We start from the raw sequence: 18,815 nt of genomic DNA on the forward strand, positions 1-18,815 counted from the left end.
CCCCCCCAACCGATGCTACCGCGTCAGCCGCTTGTGCGTCATGCGGTGCGGGGTCGCCGCTTCGGCGCCCAGGCGGCGCAGCTTGTCCTTCTCATATTCCTCGAAATTGCCCTCGAACCATTCGACATGCGCGTCGCCCTCGAAGGCGAGCATGTGAGTGGCCATGCGGTCGAGGAACATGCGGTCGTGGCTGATGATGACCGCGCAGCCGGCATAGGCTTCGAGCGCGTCTTCCAGCGCGCCCAGCGTTTCGGTGTCGAGGTCGTTGGTCGGTTCGTCGAGCAAAAGCACGTTGCCGCCGCCCTTCAGCATCTTGGCCAGGTGGACGCGGTTGCGCTGGCCGCCCGACAGGTTGCCGACCTTCTGCTGCTGGTCGCCGCCGCGGAAGTTGAAAGAGGAGCAGTAGGCACGGCTGTTGACCTCGTGCTTGCCGAGCTTGATGACCTCGGCGCCGCCGGAGATCTCTTCCCACACCGTCTTGTTCGGATCCAGCGCGTCGCGGCTCTGGTCGACATAGCCGAGCCGCACCGTCTCGCCCTTGCGGATCGTGCCGGCATCCGGCGTCTCCTGGCCAGTGATCATCTTGAACAGCGTCGTCTTGCCGGCGCCGTTCGGGCCGATGACGCCGACGATGCCGCCCGGCGGCAGCTTGAACGACAGGTTCTCGATCAAGAGCTCGTCGCCAAAGCCCTTGTTGAGGCCTTCGACCTCGATGACGACATTGCCGAGGCGCTCGCTCGACGGGATGACGATCTGCGTGTCGGTCGGCTTGCGGCTTTGCGACTGCTCGACCAGCTCTTCATAGGCCTTGATACGCGCCTTGGACTTGGTCTGGCGCGCCTTGGGCGAGGACTGAATCCATTCGCGCTCGCGCCAGATCGCCTTCTGGCGGGCGTCGTCCTCGCGCCCCTCCTGGATCAGGCGCTTGGCCTTGGCGTCGAGATATTTGGTGTAATTGCCCTCGTAGGGGATGCCGCGGCCGCGATCGAGTTCCAAGATCCAGCCGGTGACGTTGTCGAGGAAGTAGCGGTCGTGGGTGATGATCAGCACCGAGCCCGGATAGTCGCGCAGGTGCTTTTCCAGCCATTGCGTGGTTTCGGCGTCGAGATGGTTGGTCGGTTCGTCGAGCAGCAGCAGGTCGGGCTGCTCGAGCAGCAGCCGGCACAGCGCCACGCGGCGGCGCTCGCCGCCCGACAGGTTGGTCACTTCGGAGTCCGGCGGCGGGCACTGCAGCGCATCCATCGCCATCTCGACCTGCTGTTCGAGGTCCCAAAGATTGAGGCGGTCCATCTCGTCCTGGAGCTTGGCCGACTCGTCGGCCGTCTCGTCGGAATAGTTCATCATCAGTTCATTGTAGCGTTCGATGATGGCCGTCTTCCTGGCGACGCCGTCCATGACGTTCTCGCGCACGGTCTTGCTCGCGTCGAGCTGCGGCTCCTGCGCCAGGTAGCCGACGGTCGCGCCCTCGGCCAGCCAGGCCTCGCCCTGGAACTCCTTGTCGAGCCCGGCCATGATGCGCAGGATCGTCGACTTGCCCGAGCCGTTGGGTCCGAGGATGCCGATCTTGGCGTCCGGATAGAAGGACAGGTGGATGTTATCGAGCACCTTCTTGGTGCCGTAGGCCTTCGACAGGCCTGACATGTGGTAGATGAACTGGCGAGCCACGCGCGCTTTCCCTGGAAACTGAAGTGTCAAGGTGGATGGGGGTTGGGCGCTATGTAGGCGATGAAGGGCCGAACGGCAATCGCTTTCGGCGCGCAGAGGCCAATCCGCGCCCATTCGCTGGCCTGCGCAACCAGACCAGCGTCTCTACAAGGCCAAGCTCAGCGGCCGCGACCGCGCGGTGGGCGAGCCGGGCAGCGAGGCGATGATCCTACAGGCGGTGCCCCGATCAGCCTGAAAAGGATCAGCCTGACCGGAAAAGACCTGGCCAAGTAACTTCCGCCTATTGGAAGCCGATCGCGTCGACCGTGCCCTTGGGGCAACCGGCCTTGGCCGTCGGGGCGGATGCCATCAGGAGATCGGCAAGCTTGCTGTCCGGGCCGATCGGGCCGGACAGGCCGAGCGTGATCTCGCCGATCATGCGCCGACCGCTCGACGGATCGACCAGGCAGGACACGCGCACGCGATCGCCAGCGCCGGCCCCGAAGGCTTCGTTGAAGGCGCCGCGGATCTGGTCCGAGGTCAATTGCTTGCCGATGTTCTTGTTGAAGAGATCACGCACCGCCGAGCCGTTCACCGCCCGCATCAGGTTGAGCGCGTCCGAGAAATACTCCTGCTGGCTCTTGCCGTAGCAGGTGCCGTGCTTGATCCATTCGTGGCGCTCGAGCTTGGACGCCGTGCCCGGCATCACCTGGTCGAGCTCGGCGCGCGTGTTTGCGTCGAGATCGACCGGCGGCAGGTCACCCCAATGCGAGGGATTGTCATTGGCCTTGTCGCTCGCCGACACCTGGCAATAGAAATTGCCGTTCGGCTGCGGCCACAACCCATGCAGCGTAAAGTGGGAAGCGTCGAACTCGCCGGGGTTCTGCGCTTTGCATTCGGGCTTGCTCGCCTTGGTCTCACAGAAAGCCGGTTGCCAGCTCAAGGCAAAGACATATTCGGGTTTTCCGGAGGCCGACGACGGCTTGGTCTGACCGGAAGGCGCGGTAGCCGCGCTGCCGCCGCTCAAATGACCGCAGCTGATCTTCACCCAGCGCCGCTCCGGATCGGCTCCGGGCACCTGGATAAGGTAGTGGGTGGGCTCGTCCTTGTTGCCGGCAAGGAGATCGTAGCTCTGCCCGGCCTGCGTCGAGATATTGCCTGGGTTCTTGCCGCTCTTGATGGCCTGCGTCGCCGGGCAGGCGCTGTCGGCCACGAAGGTCCCGCTCATCTTGACGTCGGCATGCGCCGCGCCGACCCAGGCACCGACCAGCACCATCGAACCCCACAATGCCCAAACCCGCATCCCGCTCTCCCGGCGATCATTGAACCGTATTGGATTCGTCACACTAGAACAGCCGACGTGTCAGAATTGCGATCTTTTTCGTCGCGCGAAAAAAACAATCCCCAGCCGAGCGCCTTCATCGGCGTGTCCGCAAGCGCGCTTGTCCACTTGACGCCGGCAAAGCCCTCGCCCAACAGTCGACCAGAGCATGATGCCGAAAAGTGTGAAGCGGTTTTCGGACGCCATCATGCTCTTCTCTAGGGGTTTGGAGTCGGATGATTTCAGGTCGAATCGACCTGAAATCATCCGACTCTGGGGAGCGCGACATGCCATTCGACAAGCAAGACAGCGTGGCCTCACCGACCGGGGCCGAGCTAAACCTTTATGTGAAAGAAGCCGCGGAACGTCCGCGCGCGGCGGTCCAGATCAATCACGGCTTGGCCGAGCACGCGGCGCGCTATGCCCGCTTTGCCGACTTCCTCAGCCAAAGAGGTTTCCACGTCTATGCCCATGACCATCGTGGCCATGGCGGGACGAAAGCGCCCGACGCGCCGCTCGGCAAGTTCGCGGACGTGGACGGCATCGCCAAGGTGATCGCGGATGTCGACGCCGTGCACGATCTGATCGCAAGGAAGCACCCGGGCTTGCCGGTGATCGCTTTTGGACATTCGCTCGGCGCCTCGGTAGCGCTGAACTTTGTCCTGCGCCACTCGCAACGTATCCATGCTGCCGCGATCTGGAACGGCAATTTCTCAGCTGGCCTGCTCGGCCAGCTGGCGCTGCTCATCCTCGGTTGGGAACGCATGCGGCTGGGCTCCGACGTGCCGTCGCGGCTTCTGCCCAAGCTCACTTTCCAGGCCTGCGGCAAGGCGGTGCCCAACCACCGGACCCTGTTCGATTGGCTGTCGCGCGATCCCGCCGAGGTCGACAAATATGTCGCCGATCCGCTCTGCGGCTGGGATGCCTCCATCTCGATGTGGCGCGATGTGGTCAACATGGCGCTTTACGCCGGCAAGGATTCGAGTTTCGCAGCCGTGCGCCGCGACCTGCCAGTCAACCTCATCGGTGGCGAGAAGGATCCCGCATCCGACTACGGCAAGGCGGTCCATCACCTGGCAAGGCGCATGGGGGCAATGGGCTTTTCGAATCTGGTTTCAAGGGTTTACCCGGAAACCCGCCACGAAAGCCTGAACGAGATCAACCGCGATACCGTCATGAACGATTTTGCCGCCTGGGTCGACAGCGTGCTGAAGTCCTGAGCGGCGTGGCCTACTGCATGGGTCGTGACACGGCCGGCCCCGATTGCTAGAGGCTGCGCTTTGTCTAACCACGGTGATCCATGGCCGAACCTCCGCTGAAAGGCATCCGCGTTATCGAACTCGCCCGCATCCTGGCCGGTCCCTGGGCCGGGCAGTTGCTCGCCGATCTCGGGGCCGATGTCATCAAGGTCGAGAGCCCGGACGGCGGCGACGACACCCGCAAATGGGGTCCGCCCTTCGTCATGAGCCAGGACGGCGAGAACCTTTCGGCCGCCTATTATCATTCCTGCAATCGCGGCAAGCGCTCCATCGCCATCGATTTCTCCAAGCCCGAGGGCGCCGAGACGCTGCGCAAGCTGGTCGCCACCGCCGACGTGCTGATCGAGAACTTCAAGCTCGGCGGACTGAAGAAATACGGCCTCGACTACGAAAGCCTCAAGGCGCTCAATCCCCGCCTCGTCTATTGCTCGATCACCGGCTTCGGGCAGGACGGTCCTTACGCGCCGCGCGCAGGCTACGATTTCATCATCCAGGCCATGGCCGGTATGATGTCGATCACCGGCGAGCCCGGGGGCGAGCCGCAGAAGGCAGGCGTCGCCATCTCCGATCTCTTCACCGGCCTCTATTCGGTAGTCGCCATCCAGGCAGCGCTTCGCCATGCCGAAAGGACCGGCGAGGGCCAGCACATCGACATGGCGCTGTTCGACAGCCAGATCGCGGCGCTCGCCAACCAGAACCTCAACTATCTGGTTTCCGGCAAGTCGCCGGTGCAGGTGGGTAATGCGCATATGAACATCGCCCCTTACGAGGTCCTGCCGGTGCGCGACGGCCATATCATCCTGGCAGTCGGCAATGACGGACAGTTCGGCAAGTTCTGCGCGGTGGTCGGCCTCACCGATCTGGCCGCCAATCCGGATTTCGCCACCAACCCGGCCCGCGTCGCCAACCGTGTGAAGCTGCGCGAACGTATCGTCGAAACCCTCGCCGCCTGGGATCGCGATCCGTTGCTGACGAAGCTAGAGGCAGCGGGCGTGCCGGCGAGCCCGATCAACACGATCGGCCAGATGTTCGCCGACCCCCAGACCATCGCGCGCGGCATGCGGCTCGACCTCGACGACGGCCATGGCAACCGCCTGCCCTCGGTGCGCGCGCCGATGGTGATGTCGGGCACGCCGCTCGTCTATGAGCGTCCCTCGCCGCGTCTTGGCGAGCACACGCAGGAAATCCTTGCCGAACTGGAGAGATCAAAATGAAGACCGGCGGACAGCTGATCGTCGAGGCGCTCGAGGCAAACGGCACCGACCGCATCTTCTGCGTTCCGGGTGAATCCTATCTCGCGGTGCTCGACGCGCTGCATGACTCTTCGATCCGGACCATCGTCTGCCGCCAGGAAGGCGGCGCCGCAATGATGGCCGACTGCCAGGGGCGGCTGACCGGCAAGCCCGGTATCTGCTTCGTCACCCGCGGCCCCGGCGCCACCAACGCCTCGGCCGGGGTCCATATCGCCATGCAGGATTCGGTGCCGATGATCCTCTTCATCGGCCAGGTCGCGAGCCACGCCAAGGAACGCGAGGCCTTTCAGGAGGTCGACTACAAGCGCTTCTTCGGCGACATCGCCAAATGGGTGGTCGAGATCGACGACGCCGCGCGCATCCCGGAATTCGTCACCCGCGCCTTCGCCGTCGCAACATCGGGACGTCCCGGCCCCGTCGTCATCTCGCTGCCGGAGGACATGCTGACCAGCGAGGTCGAAGCGCCGGCAGCGCTGCCGCACACGCCGGTCGAGACGCGCCCGGGCGAAGCCGAGCTCGACGCGCTGCAGATGCTTCTCACCAACGCCAAGCGTCCTTTCGTCATCCTCGGCGGCACGCGCTGGAACGAGGAAGCGGTGGCGCATATGCGCGCGATCGCCGAGAGCTGGTCGCTGCCGGTCGGCTGTTCCTTCCGCCGCCAGATGCTGTTCGACCATCTCCACCCGAACTACGCCGGCGATGTCGGCATCGGGATCAATCCGAAGCTGGCGGAGCGGATCAAGCAGGCCGACGTGGTGCTTTTGATCGGCGGCCGCCTGGGCGAGATGCCGTCTTCCGACTACACGCTGCTGAAGAGCCCCTACCCCGACCAGGCGCTGGTGCATGTCCACGCCGATGCCGGCGAGCTCGGCCGCGTCTACCGGCCGACCATAGCCATAAATGCCTCGCCCGCCGCTTTCGTCGAGGCCTTCGCAAGGCGCAAGCCCGCCGCCAAGCCTGTCTGGGCTGCCGAGATCGAAAAGGCGCATGCCGCCTATCTCGAATGGTCGACCCCGCCCCAGACCGGCCCGGGCGCCGTCCAGATGGGCCCGATCATCGAACATCTGGGAAAGGTCCTGCCGGAGGACGCCATCCTTACCAACGGCGCCGGCAACTATGCCACCTGGGTGCATCGCTTCTATCGCAACCGCCGCTTCGGCACGCAGGCGGCGCCCACCTCCGGCTCGATGGGCTACGGCACGCCGGCCGCGGTCGCCGCCAAATCATTGTTCCCGGACCGCACCGTGATTGCCTTTGCCGGCGACGGCTGCTTCCTGATGAACGGCCAAGAGTTCGCGACGGCCGTCCAGTATGACCTGCCGATCGTCGTGATCGTCGTCAACAACGGCATTTACGGCACGATCCGCATGCATCAGGAGCGGGAATATCCGAGCCGCGTCGTCGCCACCGAGCTCAAGAACCCTGACTTTGCAGCACTTGCCCGCGCCTATGGCGGCCATGGCGAGACGGTGGAAAAAACCGCCGACTTCGCGCCGGCCTTCGAACGCGCGCTGGCCAGCGGCAAGCCGGCGATCATGGAGATCAAGCTCGATCCCGAAGCGATCACGCCGACCCGCACGCTGACGCAGATCCGCAACAAGAGCTGAGCGCCGACAAGAGTTTAAGCTGAGTTCCTCGCGCCAGCCTTCAAAGTTCGCCGCGCTTCAGCCTACATCGCCTTTTCGATCTGGCCGCGGATCTCGCCGTCCTTGTTCTTGGCCGTGTGGACGTTGACATAGTATTTGCCGGCTTCCAGATCGGCCGCCTGCGCGTCGGTGAGCGTCGCGGAGCCCTTGATGGGACTCTTGAGCTTGCCTTTGAACGGGATGACCGGATCGGCATTCGCCCCCATATCCGCCGGACCGTGGATGTGAGCGGCCACCGCCGGCCCGCTGAGGCCGGAATATTTGACGTTCCAGCTGAGCTTCTTGCTGGTGGTGTCGAAGGTGAATGTGGCGGTTCCCTTGCCCTTGGTGGTGACGGGCGGACTCTGCTGGCTGCCGTCGAGCGTCGCCTTGAACTTCATCGTCTCGGCCATGGCCGGCGATGCGAGAAGGAAGGCGGTCGAAACGGCCAAGGCCGAAAGCATCGGCGTGGATAGGATGCGCATGAAGACCTCCGTTGATTGCAGCACCCTTCGCGGCCCCGGCGCGCGGATGCGCCCCTTCAACGGCCGGGCGGCCGGATGTATCCCTGTGCGCACAATTATTTTACCCCAGCCGGAAAAAAGGGGCGGTCGCCCGCCCCTTTGCACGTCCGCGTTGAGAGCGGAGCTTACTTGATCGCCTTGTCGGTGATCGCGGTCGTGTAGGCGCCGCTCGCCTCCTTGCTGATGATCTTCTGGTCGAGCAGCGCCTTGGCGGTGCGCTCATAGGCGGCCGGGATCAGCTTGCCGTCGGCATTGTCGATCAGCTTGGCCACTTCCTTCATCATGAACTTCTGGTGGTTCTCATCCTGGCCGCCGGCGTCGACGACGATCTCTGCCGCCTCGTCGGTGTTCTCGGTTGCGTATTTCCAGCCCTTCATCGAGGCGCGCACGAAGCGCACCATCTTGTCCTCGAAGGCCGGATCCTTGAGCTTGTCCTCGAGCGTGTAGAGCCCGTCCTCCAACAGGTCGTTGCCCATGGCCGAGTAGTTGAACACGACCAAATCTTCCGGCTTATAGCCGGCGTCCAGCACCTGACCGTATTCGTTATAAGTCATCACCGAGATGCAGTCGGCCTGCTTCTGGATCAACGGCTGCACGTCGAAGCTCTGCTTGAGCACCGTCACGCCGTCCGGGCCGCCATCGGTCTTGAGGCCGATCTTGTTCATCCAGGCGTAGAACGGATATTCGTTGCCGAAGAACCAGACGCCGAGCGTGTGGCCTTTGAAGTCGGCTTCGGTCTTGATCGGTCCGTTCTTGGGGCAGACCAGTTCCATGCCGGCCTTCTTGAACGGCTGGGCAATGTTGACGAGCATGACGCCCTTGTCGCGTGCGGCGAGCGCGCCGCCCATCCAGTCGACGATGACATCGGCGCCGCCGCCGGCGATCACCTGCTCGGGCGCGATATCCGGGCCGCCCGGCTTGATGTCGACGTCGAGGCCTTCGGCGTCATAGAAGCCCTTGGCTTTGGCGACATAGTAGCCGGCGAACTGGGCCTGCGTGACCCATTTCAGCTGCAATGTCACCTTGTCGGCGGCTATGGCCTGGAAGGCGGCCAGCGACATGGCGCCGGCCAAAGCAGAAATCAGCAGTCTTTTCATGTTGTTACCCTCTGAAGTTAGCACCCAAACCCACCGCCCCTATCCACCTCGGACAGAGGGATGCCAAAACGTGACGGCTCTCTCGATGAGAGCGACCACGCCATAAAAGACCGAACCCGCAAGTGCTGCAACTGCGATTTCGGCCCACACCATGTCGATGTTCATCCGCCCGACTTCCGTCGAGATGCGGAATCCCATGCCGACCACAGGCGTCCCGAAGAACTCCGCGACGATGGCGCCGATCAGCGCCAGCGTCGAATTGATCTTCAGCGCGTTGAAGATGAACGGCATCGCCGCCGGCAGCCTGAGCTTGAGCAGCGTCGGCCAATAGCCCGATGCATAGGTGCGCATCAGGTCGCGCTCCATATGGCCGGATGCGGCCAGCCCAGCGACCGTGTTCACCAGCATCGGGAAGAAGGTCATGATGATGACCACCGCGGCCTTGGACGGCCAGTCGAAGCCGAACCACATGACCATGATGGGCGCCACGCCGATGATCGGCAGCGCCGAGACCATGTTGCCGATCGGCAGCAGGCCGCGCCGCAGGAACGGCACGCGGTCGGCGAGGATGGCGACGACGAAACCGGCGAGATTGCCGACGACATAGCCGACGAGCACCGCCTTGAGGATCGTCTGCCGCACATCCGAGCCCAGGATCGGCAGCGAATTGGCGATGCGCGCGCCGATGGCGCTTGGCGGCGGCAAAAGGATGAAGGGGATGCCCGCGCCGCGCGTCACCGCTTCCCAGAGGATGAGGATCCAGGCGCCGAAGATCGCCGGGATGATCAGGCGCAAGGCGGTCGACATCAGGCGTGAATTTGGGCGCAGCTCCGACAAAATCGCGACACAGCGCCAAGCGAGCAACCATGCCCCAGCGAGCACAAGGTAGTAAGCAGGCCCCGCCGTACCTTCGTGACCGCGAATGCTGCCCAGCAGCAGAAACGCAGCGCCGTGGGCGCAGATAAAAAGAAGCGCTGCCTCCCACAGCTTAGGGAGGCGACCTGCGATCCAAACCGGAAGGGCAACCAATGCGATCGCAAGTCCTCCTGAAGAGCTGCCATAAGGCCAGGCGAGGCCCGGTACGCCTATGTTGAAAACGAAAATCACAATCGGATAGAAAACCAGTACGAAGGCCAGGTTTGCCTGCCAACTGTACTTGACGGCGCTCATGCCGGCCTCCCGCCCATGGCGCGGTCGACCAGGCGTCCGGCGATGCCGACCACCATCACCAGCAGCGCGGCGACGACGGAACCCGCGACCAGCGCCGACCAGATATCGATGGTCTGGCTGTAATAGGCGCCCGCGAGCAGCTTCGCGCCGATGCCGGCGACGGCCCCCGTCGGCAATTCGCCGACGATGGCACCGACAAGGCTCGCCGCCACCGCCACCTTCATCGAGGTGAACAGGAACGGCACCGAGGCCGGCACGCGCAGCTTCCAGAAGGTCTGCGAAGCGCTGGCATTGTAGGTATGCATCAAATCGAGATGCATGAGCTCGGGCGAGCGCAGGCCCTTCACCATGCCGACGGCGACGGGGAAGAACGACAGGTAGGTCGAGATCAGCGCCTTGGGGATCAGGCCGGTGATGCCCACCGCCGCCAGCACCACGATGATCATCGGCGCCACCGCCAGGATGGGAATCGTCTGCGAGGCGATGATCCAAGGCATCAGGCTGCGGTCGAGCGTCGCCACATGCACGATGCCCACCGCGATGACGATGCCGAGCGCCGTGCCGAAGGCGAAACCCAGCAGCGTCGAGGACAATGTCACCCAGGTGTTGTAGACAAGGCTGCGGCTCGACGTGACGGACCGCAGGAAAGTGTTTTCGAAGAAATTCACCGCCACCTGGTGCGGCGCCGGCAGCGTCGGCTTCGGCTGCGACAGCGTCTTGCCGATGAACTCGACCGCGCCGGGGGTCTCGTTGCCCCTGGCATCGAGATCGCGCTGGAACGGCGCGTTGAGGATGACGGCAAAGATGTACCAAAGCACCACCACGCCGGCGAGGATGGTGGTGACGGGGATGATCTTGGAGCGGAAGGAGTCCATCTAGCGCCGCCTTTCCCCTCTCCCCGCCGGGGAGAGGGTGGCCGGAGCGAAGCGAAGGCCGGGTGAGGGTGAGTGTATCCGCCCATCAAGCACCGCCAGGATCGTATCCAGCACCGCCCGACGCTCCGCCAGAACCTCATGGTTCCAGAAGCGAAGAACAGAATAACCGTGGCGGTTCAGCCAAGCGGTTCTCGCCGCATCGGTTGGAGAATCGGCGTGCTGGCTGCCGTCTATTTCGACGATCAACGCTTTTTCACGACAGACAAAGGCTGCGAAGAAAGGGCCCAGCGGCACTTGCCTCACGAACTTATAGCCATTGAGGTGCCGTCCTCTCAATTCGCCCCAAAGCCTGTATTCCGCTTCGGTCTCGTCGATCCGAAGCTCCCGGGCTCGGGCCGTTGCGCCGACCTTTCTTTTGGTCGAATCCGTCGACGTCCCCTCACCCGGCCGCTCCGCGGCCACCCTCTCCCCGTGGGGGAGAGGAGGAAACTCGTCCGCCTCAATCATCATAGCTGTGCCCAGCCCTGAGACCATCGCGCACGCGCGCGGCGATCGCCAGGAATTCCGGCGTCTCGCGGATGTCGAGCGGCCGCTCCTTCGGCAGCGTCGATTCGATGATGTCGGTGACGCGGCCCGGCCGCGGCGACATCACCACGATGCGCGTCGACAAGTAGACCGCCTCCGGGATCGAGTGGGTAACAAAGCAGATCGTCTTGTTGGTCCGCGCCCAGAGGTCGAGGAGCTGCTCGTTCAGATGGTCGCGGACAATCTCGTCCAGCGCGCCGAACGGTTCGTCCATCAAAAGCAGGTCCGCATCGAAGGCGAGAGCGCGCGCGATCGAGGCGCGCTGCTGCATGCCGCCGGAAAGCTGCCAGGGATATTTCTTCTCGAAGCCCGAGAGGTTGACCAGCGCCAGCGTGCGCTTGATGCGCTCCGCCTGCTCGGCCTGGCTCAAGCCAATGACCTCCAGCGGCAGCGCCACGTTGCGCTCGATGGTGCGCCACGGGAACAAGGCCGCCGCCTGGAAGACATAGCCATAGGCGCGTTTCTCGCGCGCCTGCTCCGGCGTCATCCCGTTGACCGCGATGGTCCCGGATGTCGCCTTCTCCAGGTCCGCGATGACGCGCAGCAAGGTCGTCTTGCCGCAGCCGGACGGGCCTATGAAGGAAACGAACTCGCCCTTGCCGATGGTCAGATCGACATTGGAAAGCGCCTGCACCGGACCGTCATTGGTCTGGAAGGTGAGGCCGAGCTTGCTTGCCGAAACGACGGCTGGCTGCTGTTCGGTCATTGGCTGCAGCCTGCCGTTCGCAGCCGCTGCCGCGGTGTCCGCAATCCGGTTGATTTTATGATAGCGTTGCTTTCCACTCGTCCTGTCCCACCCGATCGACGCCGCCCGGAGCCTTGCCGATGTCGCCTAAACCCACCTGTCATCTCGTTCGCCCCGAAAGCACTTATGAAGGCAAGCAGGGGCTGAGCTATTTCGCCGGCATCGCCGCCGAGACCGTCGGCTCCTCCGGCATCTGCATGCATCTTCTCACCATGCCGCCCGGCGCCCGCGCCAAGGCGCATATGCACGAAAGCCACGAGACGGCCATCTACGTGCTTTCCGGCGAAGTCCACACCTGGTACGGCGACCGGCTCGAGCACCACATCACCGTCAAGGCCGGCGATCTGTTCTACATCCCGGCCGGAGTGCCGCATCTGCCGGCCAATCTGAGTGGCGCCCCGTCTTCCGCCGTCATCGCCCGCACCGACCCCAACGAGCAGGAAAGCGTCGTCCTGCTGCCGGAGTTGGATGAGCTCGTCGCCTGACCCTGACGGGATCGCCGTCATTTGCATCGCGCGACTTCGCCCATCACATTTCCGTCCTCGTCGGCCACCACCAGCTTCTTCGCGTTCTTCGCGCTGCGCTTGATGGTGAACTTGGCCGGCGCCTGTCCCTCTTCGCCCTCCGCCTCGCATTTCGCCGTCACCACCAGCGAGCCATCGGCCTGGGGCTGCTTGTCGCTGAAGGTGCAGGCGCTGGCGGCCGTGATCAGTTCCTTGTCGGTCAAAAGCAGCATCTTGTCGGCGGCGACCTGCTGGCCGTTCCGGTTTATGCAGCCATATTTGTCGCCATAGGGCTTGCTGAGGTCGATGCCCACGGCAAGAGCCTGGCCGGCGGCCAGCACAGCAGTCGCCGCGATCGCCAGATGAAGGGCCCGCATGGTCAGACCCCGGTGGCCGGGATGCCGGTACGCTCCACCTTGCGCGGAGCGGAAATCTCCTTCCAGGTCGACAGCGCGCGGTTGACCGCGCCGTTTGGCTCGCGCGCGACGAACTCGCCATGGCCCGCCTTTGCCTTGACGTCCGCCTCCTCGATCGACAATTCACCGCGCGAGAAGACGAAGCGCGGCAGGCCGGTGACCTCGACGCCTTCGAAGACATTGTAGTCGATCACCGACTGCTGGTTCTTGGCCGAGATCGTCTTCTTGCGCTTCGGATCCCATACGACGATGTCGGCGTCGGCGCCTTCGACGATCGCGCCCTTCTTCGGATACATGTTGAGGATCTTGGCGATGTTGGTCGAGGTCACCGCGACGAACTCGTTCATCGTCAGCCGCCCGGTGTTGACGCCGGTCGTCCACAGCACCGGCAAGCGGTCCTCGAGCCCGCCTGTGCCGTTCGGGATCTTGGTGAAATCGCCGATGCCATTGCGCTTCTGCTTGGTAGTGAAGGAGCAGTGGTCGGTCGCCACCACCTGCAGCGAGCCCGCTTGCAGGCCGGCCCACAGTGAATCCTGGTGCAGCTTGTTGCGGAAGGGCGGGCTCATCACGCGCCGCGCCGCATGGTCCCAGTCCTTGTTGAAATATTCGGTCTCGTCGAGCGTCAGGTGCTGGATCAGCGGCTCGCCATAGACGCGCATACCTTTCTGGCGAGCGCGACGGATCGCCTCGTGGCTCTGCTCGCAGGAGACATGCACGACATAGAGCGGCACGCCGGCCATGTCGGCGATCATGATGGCGCGGTTTGTGGCCTCGCCCTCCACTTCCGGCGGGCGCGAATAGGCGTGGCCTTCCGGGCCGTTGTTGCCGGCGGCCAGAAGCTTTTGCGAGAGCGCGGCAACCACGTCGCCGTTCTCGGCGTGGACGAGCGGCAGCGCGCCGAGATCGGCGCAGCGTTGGAACGACGAATACATCTCGTCGTCGTCGACCATCAGCGCGCCCTTATAGGCCATGAAATGCTTGAACGAAGTGATGCCCCTGTCGACGACCTGAGCCATCTCGTCGAACACCTGCTTGCCCCACCAGGTGATCGCCATGTGAAAGGAATAATCGCAGGACGCTTTCGAGGTCTTGTTGTCCCACATCTGCAGCGCTTCCAAGAGCGACTGCTGCGGCGCCGGCAGGCAGAAATCGACCACCATGGTGGTGCCGCCGGAAAGGGCGGCGCGCGTGCCGGATTCGAAATCGTCGGCCGAATAGGTGCCCATGAACGGCATTTCGAGATGGGTGTGCGGATCGATGCCGCCCGGCATGACGTAGCAGCCGGTGGCGTCGAACTCGTGGTCCCCATGCAGGTTGGAGCCGATGGCGACGATCTTGCCGTGCTGCATCAGCACGTCGGCCTTCCAGGTGCGGTCGGCGGTGACGACGGTGCCGTTGCGGATGACTTTGGTCATTTCTGTTCCCCTGTTCTTTCGCGCTTCTTTGCGAGCGGCGTTGCGAGGTGATTTGGTCTAATCGGTCACTCGACGATTCCCGCCGTCTCGACCACCGCGTGGAACAGCACGTCGGCGCCAGCCGCGGCCCATTCCTTGGAGATTTCCTCGGCCTCGTTGTGGCTGAGACCGCCCACGCAGGGGCACATGACCATGGTCGCCGGCGCGACCTTGGCCGCCCAGCAGGCGTCATGGCCGGCGCCGGAGATGATGTTCATGTGGCTGTAGCCCAGCTTTTCGGCGGCGGTGCGCACGCGGCCGACCAGCGTCGGGTCGAAGGTTACCGGATCGAAATGGCCGACCGCCTCGACCGAACATTTGACGCCGAGCGCTTCGCAGATCTTCGGCGCTTCCTTTTCGATGCGGGCGCGCATGCCGTCGAGCTTCGCCTGGTCCGGCGAGCGGATGTCGACGGTGAAGACCACCGTGCCCGGCAGCACGTTGCGGGAATTGGGCGAGAACTTCATCTGGCCGACGCCGCCGACGGCGCCCGGCTGGTTCTCAATGGCGACCGTCTGCACCATCTCCAGGATGCGGGCCATGGCAAGGCCGGCGTTGACGCGCATATTCATCGGCGTCGAGCCGGTATGCGCTTCCCTGCCGGTCAGCGTGAATTCCAGCCACCACAGGCCCTGGCAGTGCGTTACCACGCCGATCTGCTTGTTCTCGGCTTCGAGGATCGGTCCCTGCTCGATGTGGTACTCGAAATAGGCGTGCATCTTGCGCGCGCCGACCTTCTCGTCGCCGACCCAGCCGATCCGTTTCAGCTCGTCGCCGAAGGTCAGGCCGTCCAGATCCTTGCGGGCATAGGCGTAGTCCTGCGTATGCACCCCGGCGAACACGCCGGAGGCAAGCATGGCCGGGGCGAAACGCGCGCCCTCTTCATTCGTCCAGTTGGTGACGACGATCGGGTGCTTCGTCTTGATGCCGAGATCGTTGAGCGAACGCACGACCTCGAGCCCCGAGAGCACGCCGAGCACACCGTCATACTTGCCGCCGGTCGGCTGGGTGTCGAGGTGGGAGCCGACATAGACCGGCAGCGCGTCCGGATCGGTGCCGGCGCGCGTCATGAACATGGTGCCCATTTGGTCGACACCCATCGAGAGCCCGGCCGCATCGCACCAGGACTTGAAAAGCGCGCGGCCCTCTTTGTCGGAATCGGTGAGCGTCTGGCGATTGTTGCCGCCGGCGATGCCGGGGCCGATCTTCGCCATCTCCATGATGGAATCCCACAAACGGTCTGAATTGATTCGCAGATTTTCGCCGGGTGCGGCCATTTGCGGTTCCCATTTTCACCAGGGGTCTTGTCGCCCCTTGAGTGGTTTGCATCCTGACCGTATGGTCAGCTTTCAGACTACACAAGCTGACCAAGCGGTCAACGAGAATCTTGGGGGAGGCATGACCGAATCCACCCGTCCCATGCGGCGACAGGACATAAGGCGGGAGAATGAAAAAGCCATCCTGCTTGCCGCCGAAAAGGTGTTCGCGGAAGCCGGGTTCGGCGGCGCCACGATGCAGCTGATCGCCGATTTGGCGGGACTGCCAAAGGCTAATCTCCACTATTATTTCGCCACCAAGGAGGAGCTCTACCGGTCCGTCGTCCAGAACATCTTCGAGATCTGGCTGCAGGCGGCCAATTGCTTTGACGCGGCGCGCGGCCCGGTGGACGGCATCAGCGCGTATATCGACGCCAAGATGGAGATATCGCGCCGCCACCCGGACGGCTCGAAGGTCTGGGCATCGGAAGTAATGCACGGCGCGCCGGTGCTTCAGGACTATATGGAATCGACTCTGCGCGAATGGACCGACGGCCGCGTCGAGATCATCAGGCGCTGGATCGAGGAAGGCAAGATGGACCCGGTGGACCCGCGTCATCTGCTCTACATGCTCTGGGCCACGACCCAGCATTACGCCGATTTCGGCCACCAGATCGAGACCCTTAACGGTGGCAAGTCGCTCTCCGACCGGCAATGGCGGGAAGCCAAGGAAAACATCAAGCGAGTGATCCTGACCGGCATCGGCGCCCAACCGGCCTGAATGGCATGACTATCGAGGTCGGCGCTTCTCAGCCGACCTCGCCCAGCCGCTTCACGGACATCCTCCCTCGATAGGAAGGATGTCCGCCCCGGCTTGTCAGTCGATCGATCTCAGAACATCGCGAACGTGGTCGATCAGCTCGTTGATCTGGCCCTTGGTGATGATCAGCGGCGGCGACAGCGCGATGATGTCGCCAGTGGTGCGGATCAGCGCGCCGCGCTCGAACGCCTTGACGAAAGCCGAGAACGCCCGCTTGGTCGGGCTGCCGGCGATCGGCGCCAGCTCGATCGCGCCGATCAGGCCGATGTTGCGGATGTCGATGACATGCGGCTCGCCCTTCAGCGAATGCAGCGCGTCTTCCCAATACGGCGCCAGCTCCTCGCCGCGCGTCAAAAGACCCTCTTCCTTGTAGGTGTCCAGCGTGCCGAGCGCCGCGGCGCAGGCGATCGGATTGCCCGAATAGGTATAGCCATGGAAGAACTCGATCATGTGCTCCGGGCCGGTCATGAAGGCGTCGTGGATCTCCTTCTTGACGAACACCGCGCCCATCGGAATGACGCCGTTGGAGACGCCCTTGGCGGTGGTCATGATATCCGGCGTGACGCCGAAATAATCCGCCGCGAACGGCGTGCCGAGGCGGCCGAAGCCGGTGATCACTTCATCGAAAATCAACAATATGCCGTGCTTCGTGCAAATTTCCCGAAGCTTCTGCAGATAGCCCTTCGGCGGCAGGATGACGCCGGTGGAGCCGGCGACCGGCTCGACGATGACGGCCGCGATGGTCGAGGCGTCATGCAGCGCGATGAGCCGCTCGAGGTCGTTCGCCAATTCCGCGCCATGCTCCGGCACGCCCTTCGAAAAGGCGTTCTTTTCCGGCAGATGCGTGTGCGGCAGATGGTCGACGCCGCCGAGCAGCGTGCCGAACATCTTGCGGTTGGAGACGATGCCGCCGACCGAGATGCCGCCGAAATTGACGCCGTGATAGCCGCGCTCGCGGCCGATCAGCCGGGTGCGCGAGCCCTCGCCGCGAACGCGGTGATAGGCGATCGCCATCTTGAGCGCGGTCTCGACCGATTCCGAACCGGAATTGGTGAAGAAGACATGGTCCATGCCCTTCGGCGCGATGTCGACGAGCCGGTTCGCCAGCTCGAAGACAATGGGATGGCCCATCTGGAAGGCCGGCGCATAGTCGAGCTCGGCGGCCTGGCTCTGGATAGCCTCGGTGATCTTCGGCCGGCAATGGCCGGCGTTCACGCACCACAGGCCCGCAGTGCCGTCGAGCACCTTGCGGCCGTCGCTGGTGGTGTAGTGCATGTCCTTGGCGGACACGAACATGCGCGGCGCCTGCTTGAACTGACGGTTTGCCGTGAACGGCATCCAGAATGCGCTGAGATCGTTCGGCGTGACTTTCAGCCGGTTGGACATGACCAGGACTTCCCCTTGTAACCTGTTTCGGTGCGGCCAACGCTTGGTCTTTGCTGCGCTTTCGTGCTACGCAAAATTTTGACCGGTTGGACAAACGTTAGCGCCGCCAGTCGGCGGTCAGGGGATTACTAGCGGAAATGCGGCATAAAAAGCGCGCTCCACAGCCCAAGGAAAAACTGGTCCAGACAATTGGTCCAGAGAGCCCGTGCAAAGACGGCCGGCAAGGATGACGGACACGATGGAAGGCTCCGCTCCCCGCCGCACCCGCATCCAGCAGGAAAAGCGCGAGCTGATCCTGGAAGCCGCGCTCGAAGTCTTCTCCGCCAACGGGTTTCGCGGCTCGACCATCGACCAGATCGCCGAAGCCGCCGGCATGTCGAAGCCCAACCTTCTCTATTACTTCCGCCGCAAGGAAGACATTCACGAGACGTTGATGCAGCGCCTGCTCGACACCTGGCTGGCGCCGCTGCGCGAGCTGGACGACATCGGCGACCCGCTGACGGAGCTCAGAAGCTATATCCGCAGGAAGCTCGAAATGGCGCGCGACTTCCCGCGCGAAAGCCGGCTGTTCGCCAACGAGATCTTGCAAGGTGCGCCGCGCATCAAGCCGATGCTGGAGGGTGAATTGAAGACGCTGGTCGACGAGAAGGCCGCGGTCATCAAGGGCTGGATGCGCGCCGGCAAGATCGCCCGCACCGATCCCTGGCACCTGATCTTCTCGATCTGGGCGACGACGCAGCACTATGCCGATTTCGATGTCCAGGTGCGCGCCGTGCTCGGCGCCGACCGCGGCGGCGACGGCCGCTTCGAGGACGCGGCGCGCTTCCTGGAGCAGCTGTTCCTGGATGGGCTGAAGCCGAAGGGCTGACCTGCCCTCGTCGC

18 protein-coding genes are annotated in these 18,815 nt (G+C 63.7%); 6 read left to right on the top strand and 12 right to left on the bottom strand.

Annotation, left to right across the window (positions count from 1 at the left end):
- Positions 1–15 precede the first annotated feature (15 nt).
- Together ettA and MJ8_RS21625 are read right to left on the bottom strand one after the other, a co-directional pair.
- On the bottom strand, positions 16–1,665 hold the full coding sequence (gene ettA / locus MJ8_RS21620) for an energy-dependent translational throttle protein EttA (RefSeq protein ID WP_201410766.1): 1,650 nt from the start codon (positions 1,663–1,665) through the stop codon (positions 16–18).
- Positions 1,666–1,945: 280 nt separating this feature from the next.
- Positions 1,946–2,947, bottom strand: a complete 1,002-nt coding sequence (locus MJ8_RS21625) for a ribonuclease T2 family protein (RefSeq protein ID WP_201410767.1) — start codon at positions 2,945–2,947, stop codon at positions 1,946–1,948.
- A 305-nt stretch (positions 2,948–3,252) separates the two neighbouring features.
- Between MJ8_RS21625 and MJ8_RS21630 the strand changes: the two genes are divergently transcribed.
- The 3 genes from MJ8_RS21630 (at position 3,253) to MJ8_RS21640 (ending at position 7,084) form a co-directional block, all read left to right on the top strand.
- Positions 3,253–4,185 carry an alpha/beta fold hydrolase gene (locus MJ8_RS21630; RefSeq protein WP_201410768.1) on the top strand — a complete coding sequence of 311 codons (933 nt, stop codon included), beginning with the start codon at positions 3,253–3,255 and terminating at the stop codon, positions 4,183–4,185.
- 80 nt (positions 4,186–4,265) lie between these two features.
- Entirely contained in the window at positions 4,266–5,438 is a 1,173-nt protein-coding gene (locus MJ8_RS21635; RefSeq protein WP_201410769.1) for a CaiB/BaiF CoA transferase family protein, read from the top strand.
- Entirely contained in the window at positions 5,435–7,084 is a 1,650-nt protein-coding gene (locus MJ8_RS21640) for a thiamine pyrophosphate-binding protein (RefSeq protein WP_201410770.1), read from the top strand. The genes MJ8_RS21635 and MJ8_RS21640 overlap by 4 nt, the downstream gene beginning before the upstream one ends.
- Positions 7,085–7,146: 62 nt before the next feature.
- On the opposite strand, the gene MJ8_RS21645 is transcribed toward MJ8_RS21640, so the two are convergent.
- The 6 genes from MJ8_RS21645 to MJ8_RS21670 all read right to left on the bottom strand — a co-directional run bounded on the left by MJ8_RS21645 (position 7,147) and on the right by MJ8_RS21670 (position 12,059).
- Positions 7,147–7,587, bottom strand: a complete 441-nt coding sequence (locus MJ8_RS21645; protein ID WP_201410771.1) for a CHRD domain-containing protein — start codon at positions 7,585–7,587, stop codon at positions 7,147–7,149.
- Positions 7,588–7,751: 164 nt separating this feature from the next.
- Positions 7,752–8,723: an ABC transporter substrate-binding protein gene (locus MJ8_RS21650; protein ID WP_201410772.1), complete on the bottom strand. Its 972-nt coding sequence runs from the start codon at positions 8,721–8,723 to the stop codon at positions 7,752–7,754.
- A gap of 39 nt (positions 8,724–8,762) precedes the next feature.
- Complete coding sequence (locus MJ8_RS21655; protein WP_201410773.1) at positions 8,763–9,893, bottom strand: ABC transporter permease; 1,131 nt, start codon at positions 9,891–9,893, stop codon at positions 8,763–8,765.
- Positions 9,890–10,768: an ABC transporter permease gene (locus tag MJ8_RS21660; protein WP_201410774.1), complete on the bottom strand. Its 879-nt coding sequence runs from the start codon at positions 10,766–10,768 to the stop codon at positions 9,890–9,892. The genes MJ8_RS21655 and MJ8_RS21660 overlap by 4 nt, the downstream gene beginning before the upstream one ends.
- Positions 10,769–11,278 (bottom strand): endonuclease domain-containing protein, encoded by a 510-nt coding sequence (locus MJ8_RS21665; RefSeq protein WP_225247983.1) that lies wholly within the window; start codon positions 11,276–11,278, stop codon positions 10,769–10,771. It abuts the gene before it with no gap.
- Complete coding sequence (locus MJ8_RS21670) at positions 11,268–12,059, bottom strand: ABC transporter ATP-binding protein (protein ID WP_201410776.1); 792 nt, start codon at positions 12,057–12,059, stop codon at positions 11,268–11,270. The genes MJ8_RS21665 and MJ8_RS21670 overlap by 11 nt, the downstream gene beginning before the upstream one ends.
- A 119-nt stretch (positions 12,060–12,178) precedes the next feature.
- Here MJ8_RS21670 and MJ8_RS21675 point away from each other — a divergent pair, with 119 nt between their 5' ends.
- Positions 12,179–12,583 carry a cupin domain-containing protein gene (locus tag MJ8_RS21675; protein ID WP_412177070.1) on the top strand — a complete coding sequence of 135 codons (405 nt, stop codon included), beginning with the start codon at positions 12,179–12,181 and terminating at the stop codon, positions 12,581–12,583.
- 17 nt (positions 12,584–12,600) lie between these two features.
- Here the strand turns inward: MJ8_RS21675 and MJ8_RS21680 are convergent, their stop codons facing one another.
- The 3 genes from MJ8_RS21680 to MJ8_RS21690 form a co-directional block, all read right to left on the bottom strand.
- Positions 12,601–12,978, bottom strand: a complete 378-nt coding sequence (locus tag MJ8_RS21680) for a hypothetical protein (RefSeq protein ID WP_201410778.1) — start codon at positions 12,976–12,978, stop codon at positions 12,601–12,603.
- Positions 12,979–12,980: 2 nt separating this feature from the next.
- On the bottom strand, positions 12,981–14,432 hold the full coding sequence (hydA, locus tag MJ8_RS21685; protein WP_201410779.1) for a dihydropyrimidinase: 1,452 nt from the start codon (positions 14,430–14,432) through the stop codon (positions 12,981–12,983).
- 65 nt (positions 14,433–14,497) lie between these two features.
- Positions 14,498–15,748 carry a Zn-dependent hydrolase gene (locus tag MJ8_RS21690; RefSeq protein WP_201410780.1) on the bottom strand — a complete coding sequence of 417 codons (1,251 nt, stop codon included), beginning with the start codon at positions 15,746–15,748 and terminating at the stop codon, positions 14,498–14,500.
- Between the two features lie 121 nt (positions 15,749–15,869).
- Here MJ8_RS21690 and MJ8_RS21695 point away from each other — a divergent pair, with 121 nt between their 5' ends.
- Positions 15,870–16,508, top strand: coding sequence for a TetR/AcrR family transcriptional regulator (locus tag MJ8_RS21695; RefSeq protein WP_040988054.1), 639 nt, complete (start codon positions 15,870–15,872; stop codon positions 16,506–16,508).
- 96 nt (positions 16,509–16,604) lie between these two features.
- On the opposite strand, the gene MJ8_RS21700 is transcribed toward MJ8_RS21695, so the two are convergent.
- On the bottom strand, positions 16,605–17,933 hold the full coding sequence (locus MJ8_RS21700; RefSeq protein WP_201410781.1) for an aspartate aminotransferase family protein: 1,329 nt from the start codon (positions 17,931–17,933) through the stop codon (positions 16,605–16,607).
- Between the two features lie 238 nt (positions 17,934–18,171).
- Between MJ8_RS21700 and MJ8_RS21705 the strand changes: the two genes are divergently transcribed.
- The gene (locus MJ8_RS21705; RefSeq protein WP_095769027.1) at positions 18,172–18,801 is read left to right on the top strand and encodes a TetR family transcriptional regulator C-terminal domain-containing protein; all 630 of its coding nucleotides are present in this window, start codon (positions 18,172–18,174) and stop codon (positions 18,799–18,801) included.
- The last annotated feature ends 14 nt before the right edge of the window (positions 18,802–18,815 follow it).

This window comes from Mesorhizobium sp. J8, assembly GCF_016591715.1.
Taxonomy (GTDB): domain Bacteria; phylum Pseudomonadota; class Alphaproteobacteria; order Rhizobiales; family Rhizobiaceae; genus Mesorhizobium.

What these genes read in the sequence shown, in the direction of transcription:
- MJ8_RS21625 (WP_201410767.1), bottom strand. Translation starts at nt 2,947, where the DNA reads ATGCGGGTTTGGGCATTGTGGGGTTCGATGGTGCTGGTCGGTGCCTGG.
- MJ8_RS21630 (WP_201410768.1), top strand. Translation starts at nt 3,253, where the DNA reads ATGCCATTCGACAAGCAAGACAGCGTGGCCTCACCGACCGGGGCCGAG.
- MJ8_RS21635 (WP_201410769.1), top strand. Translation starts at nt 4,266, where the DNA reads ATGGCCGAACCTCCGCTGAAAGGCATCCGCGTTATCGAACTCGCCCGC.
- MJ8_RS21640 (WP_201410770.1), top strand. Translation starts at nt 5,435, where the DNA reads ATGAAGACCGGCGGACAGCTGATCGTCGAGGCGCTCGAGGCAAACGGC.
- MJ8_RS21645 (WP_201410771.1), bottom strand. Translation starts at nt 7,587, where the DNA reads ATGCGCATCCTATCCACGCCGATGCTTTCGGCCTTGGCCGTTTCGACC.
- MJ8_RS21650 (WP_201410772.1), bottom strand. Translation starts at nt 8,723, where the DNA reads ATGAAAAGACTGCTGATTTCTGCTTTGGCCGGCGCCATGTCGCTGGCC.
- MJ8_RS21655 (WP_201410773.1), bottom strand. Translation starts at nt 9,893, where the DNA reads ATGAGCGCCGTCAAGTACAGTTGGCAGGCAAACCTGGCCTTCGTACTG.
- MJ8_RS21660 (WP_201410774.1), bottom strand. Translation starts at nt 10,768, where the DNA reads ATGGACTCCTTCCGCTCCAAGATCATCCCCGTCACCACCATCCTCGCC.
- MJ8_RS21665 (WP_225247983.1), bottom strand. Translation starts at nt 11,278, where the DNA reads ATGATGATTGAGGCGGACGAGTTTCCTCCTCTCCCCCACGGGGAGAGG.
- MJ8_RS21670 (WP_201410776.1), bottom strand. Translation starts at nt 12,059, where the DNA reads ATGACCGAACAGCAGCCAGCCGTCGTTTCGGCAAGCAAGCTCGGCCTC.
- MJ8_RS21675 (WP_412177070.1), top strand. Translation starts at nt 12,179, where the DNA reads ATGTCGCCTAAACCCACCTGTCATCTCGTTCGCCCCGAAAGCACTTAT.
- MJ8_RS21680 (WP_201410778.1), bottom strand. Translation starts at nt 12,978, where the DNA reads ATGCGGGCCCTTCATCTGGCGATCGCGGCGACTGCTGTGCTGGCCGCC.
- hydA (WP_201410779.1), bottom strand. Translation starts at nt 14,432, where the DNA reads ATGACCAAAGTCATCCGCAACGGCACCGTCGTCACCGCCGACCGCACC.
- MJ8_RS21690 (WP_201410780.1), bottom strand. Translation starts at nt 15,748, where the DNA reads ATGGCCGCACCCGGCGAAAATCTGCGAATCAATTCAGACCGTTTGTGG.
- MJ8_RS21695 (WP_040988054.1), top strand. Translation starts at nt 15,870, where the DNA reads ATGACCGAATCCACCCGTCCCATGCGGCGACAGGACATAAGGCGGGAG.
- MJ8_RS21700 (WP_201410781.1), bottom strand. Translation starts at nt 17,933, where the DNA reads ATGTCCAACCGGCTGAAAGTCACGCCGAACGATCTCAGCGCATTCTGG.
- MJ8_RS21705 (WP_095769027.1), top strand. Translation starts at nt 18,172, where the DNA reads ATGGAAGGCTCCGCTCCCCGCCGCACCCGCATCCAGCAGGAAAAGCGC.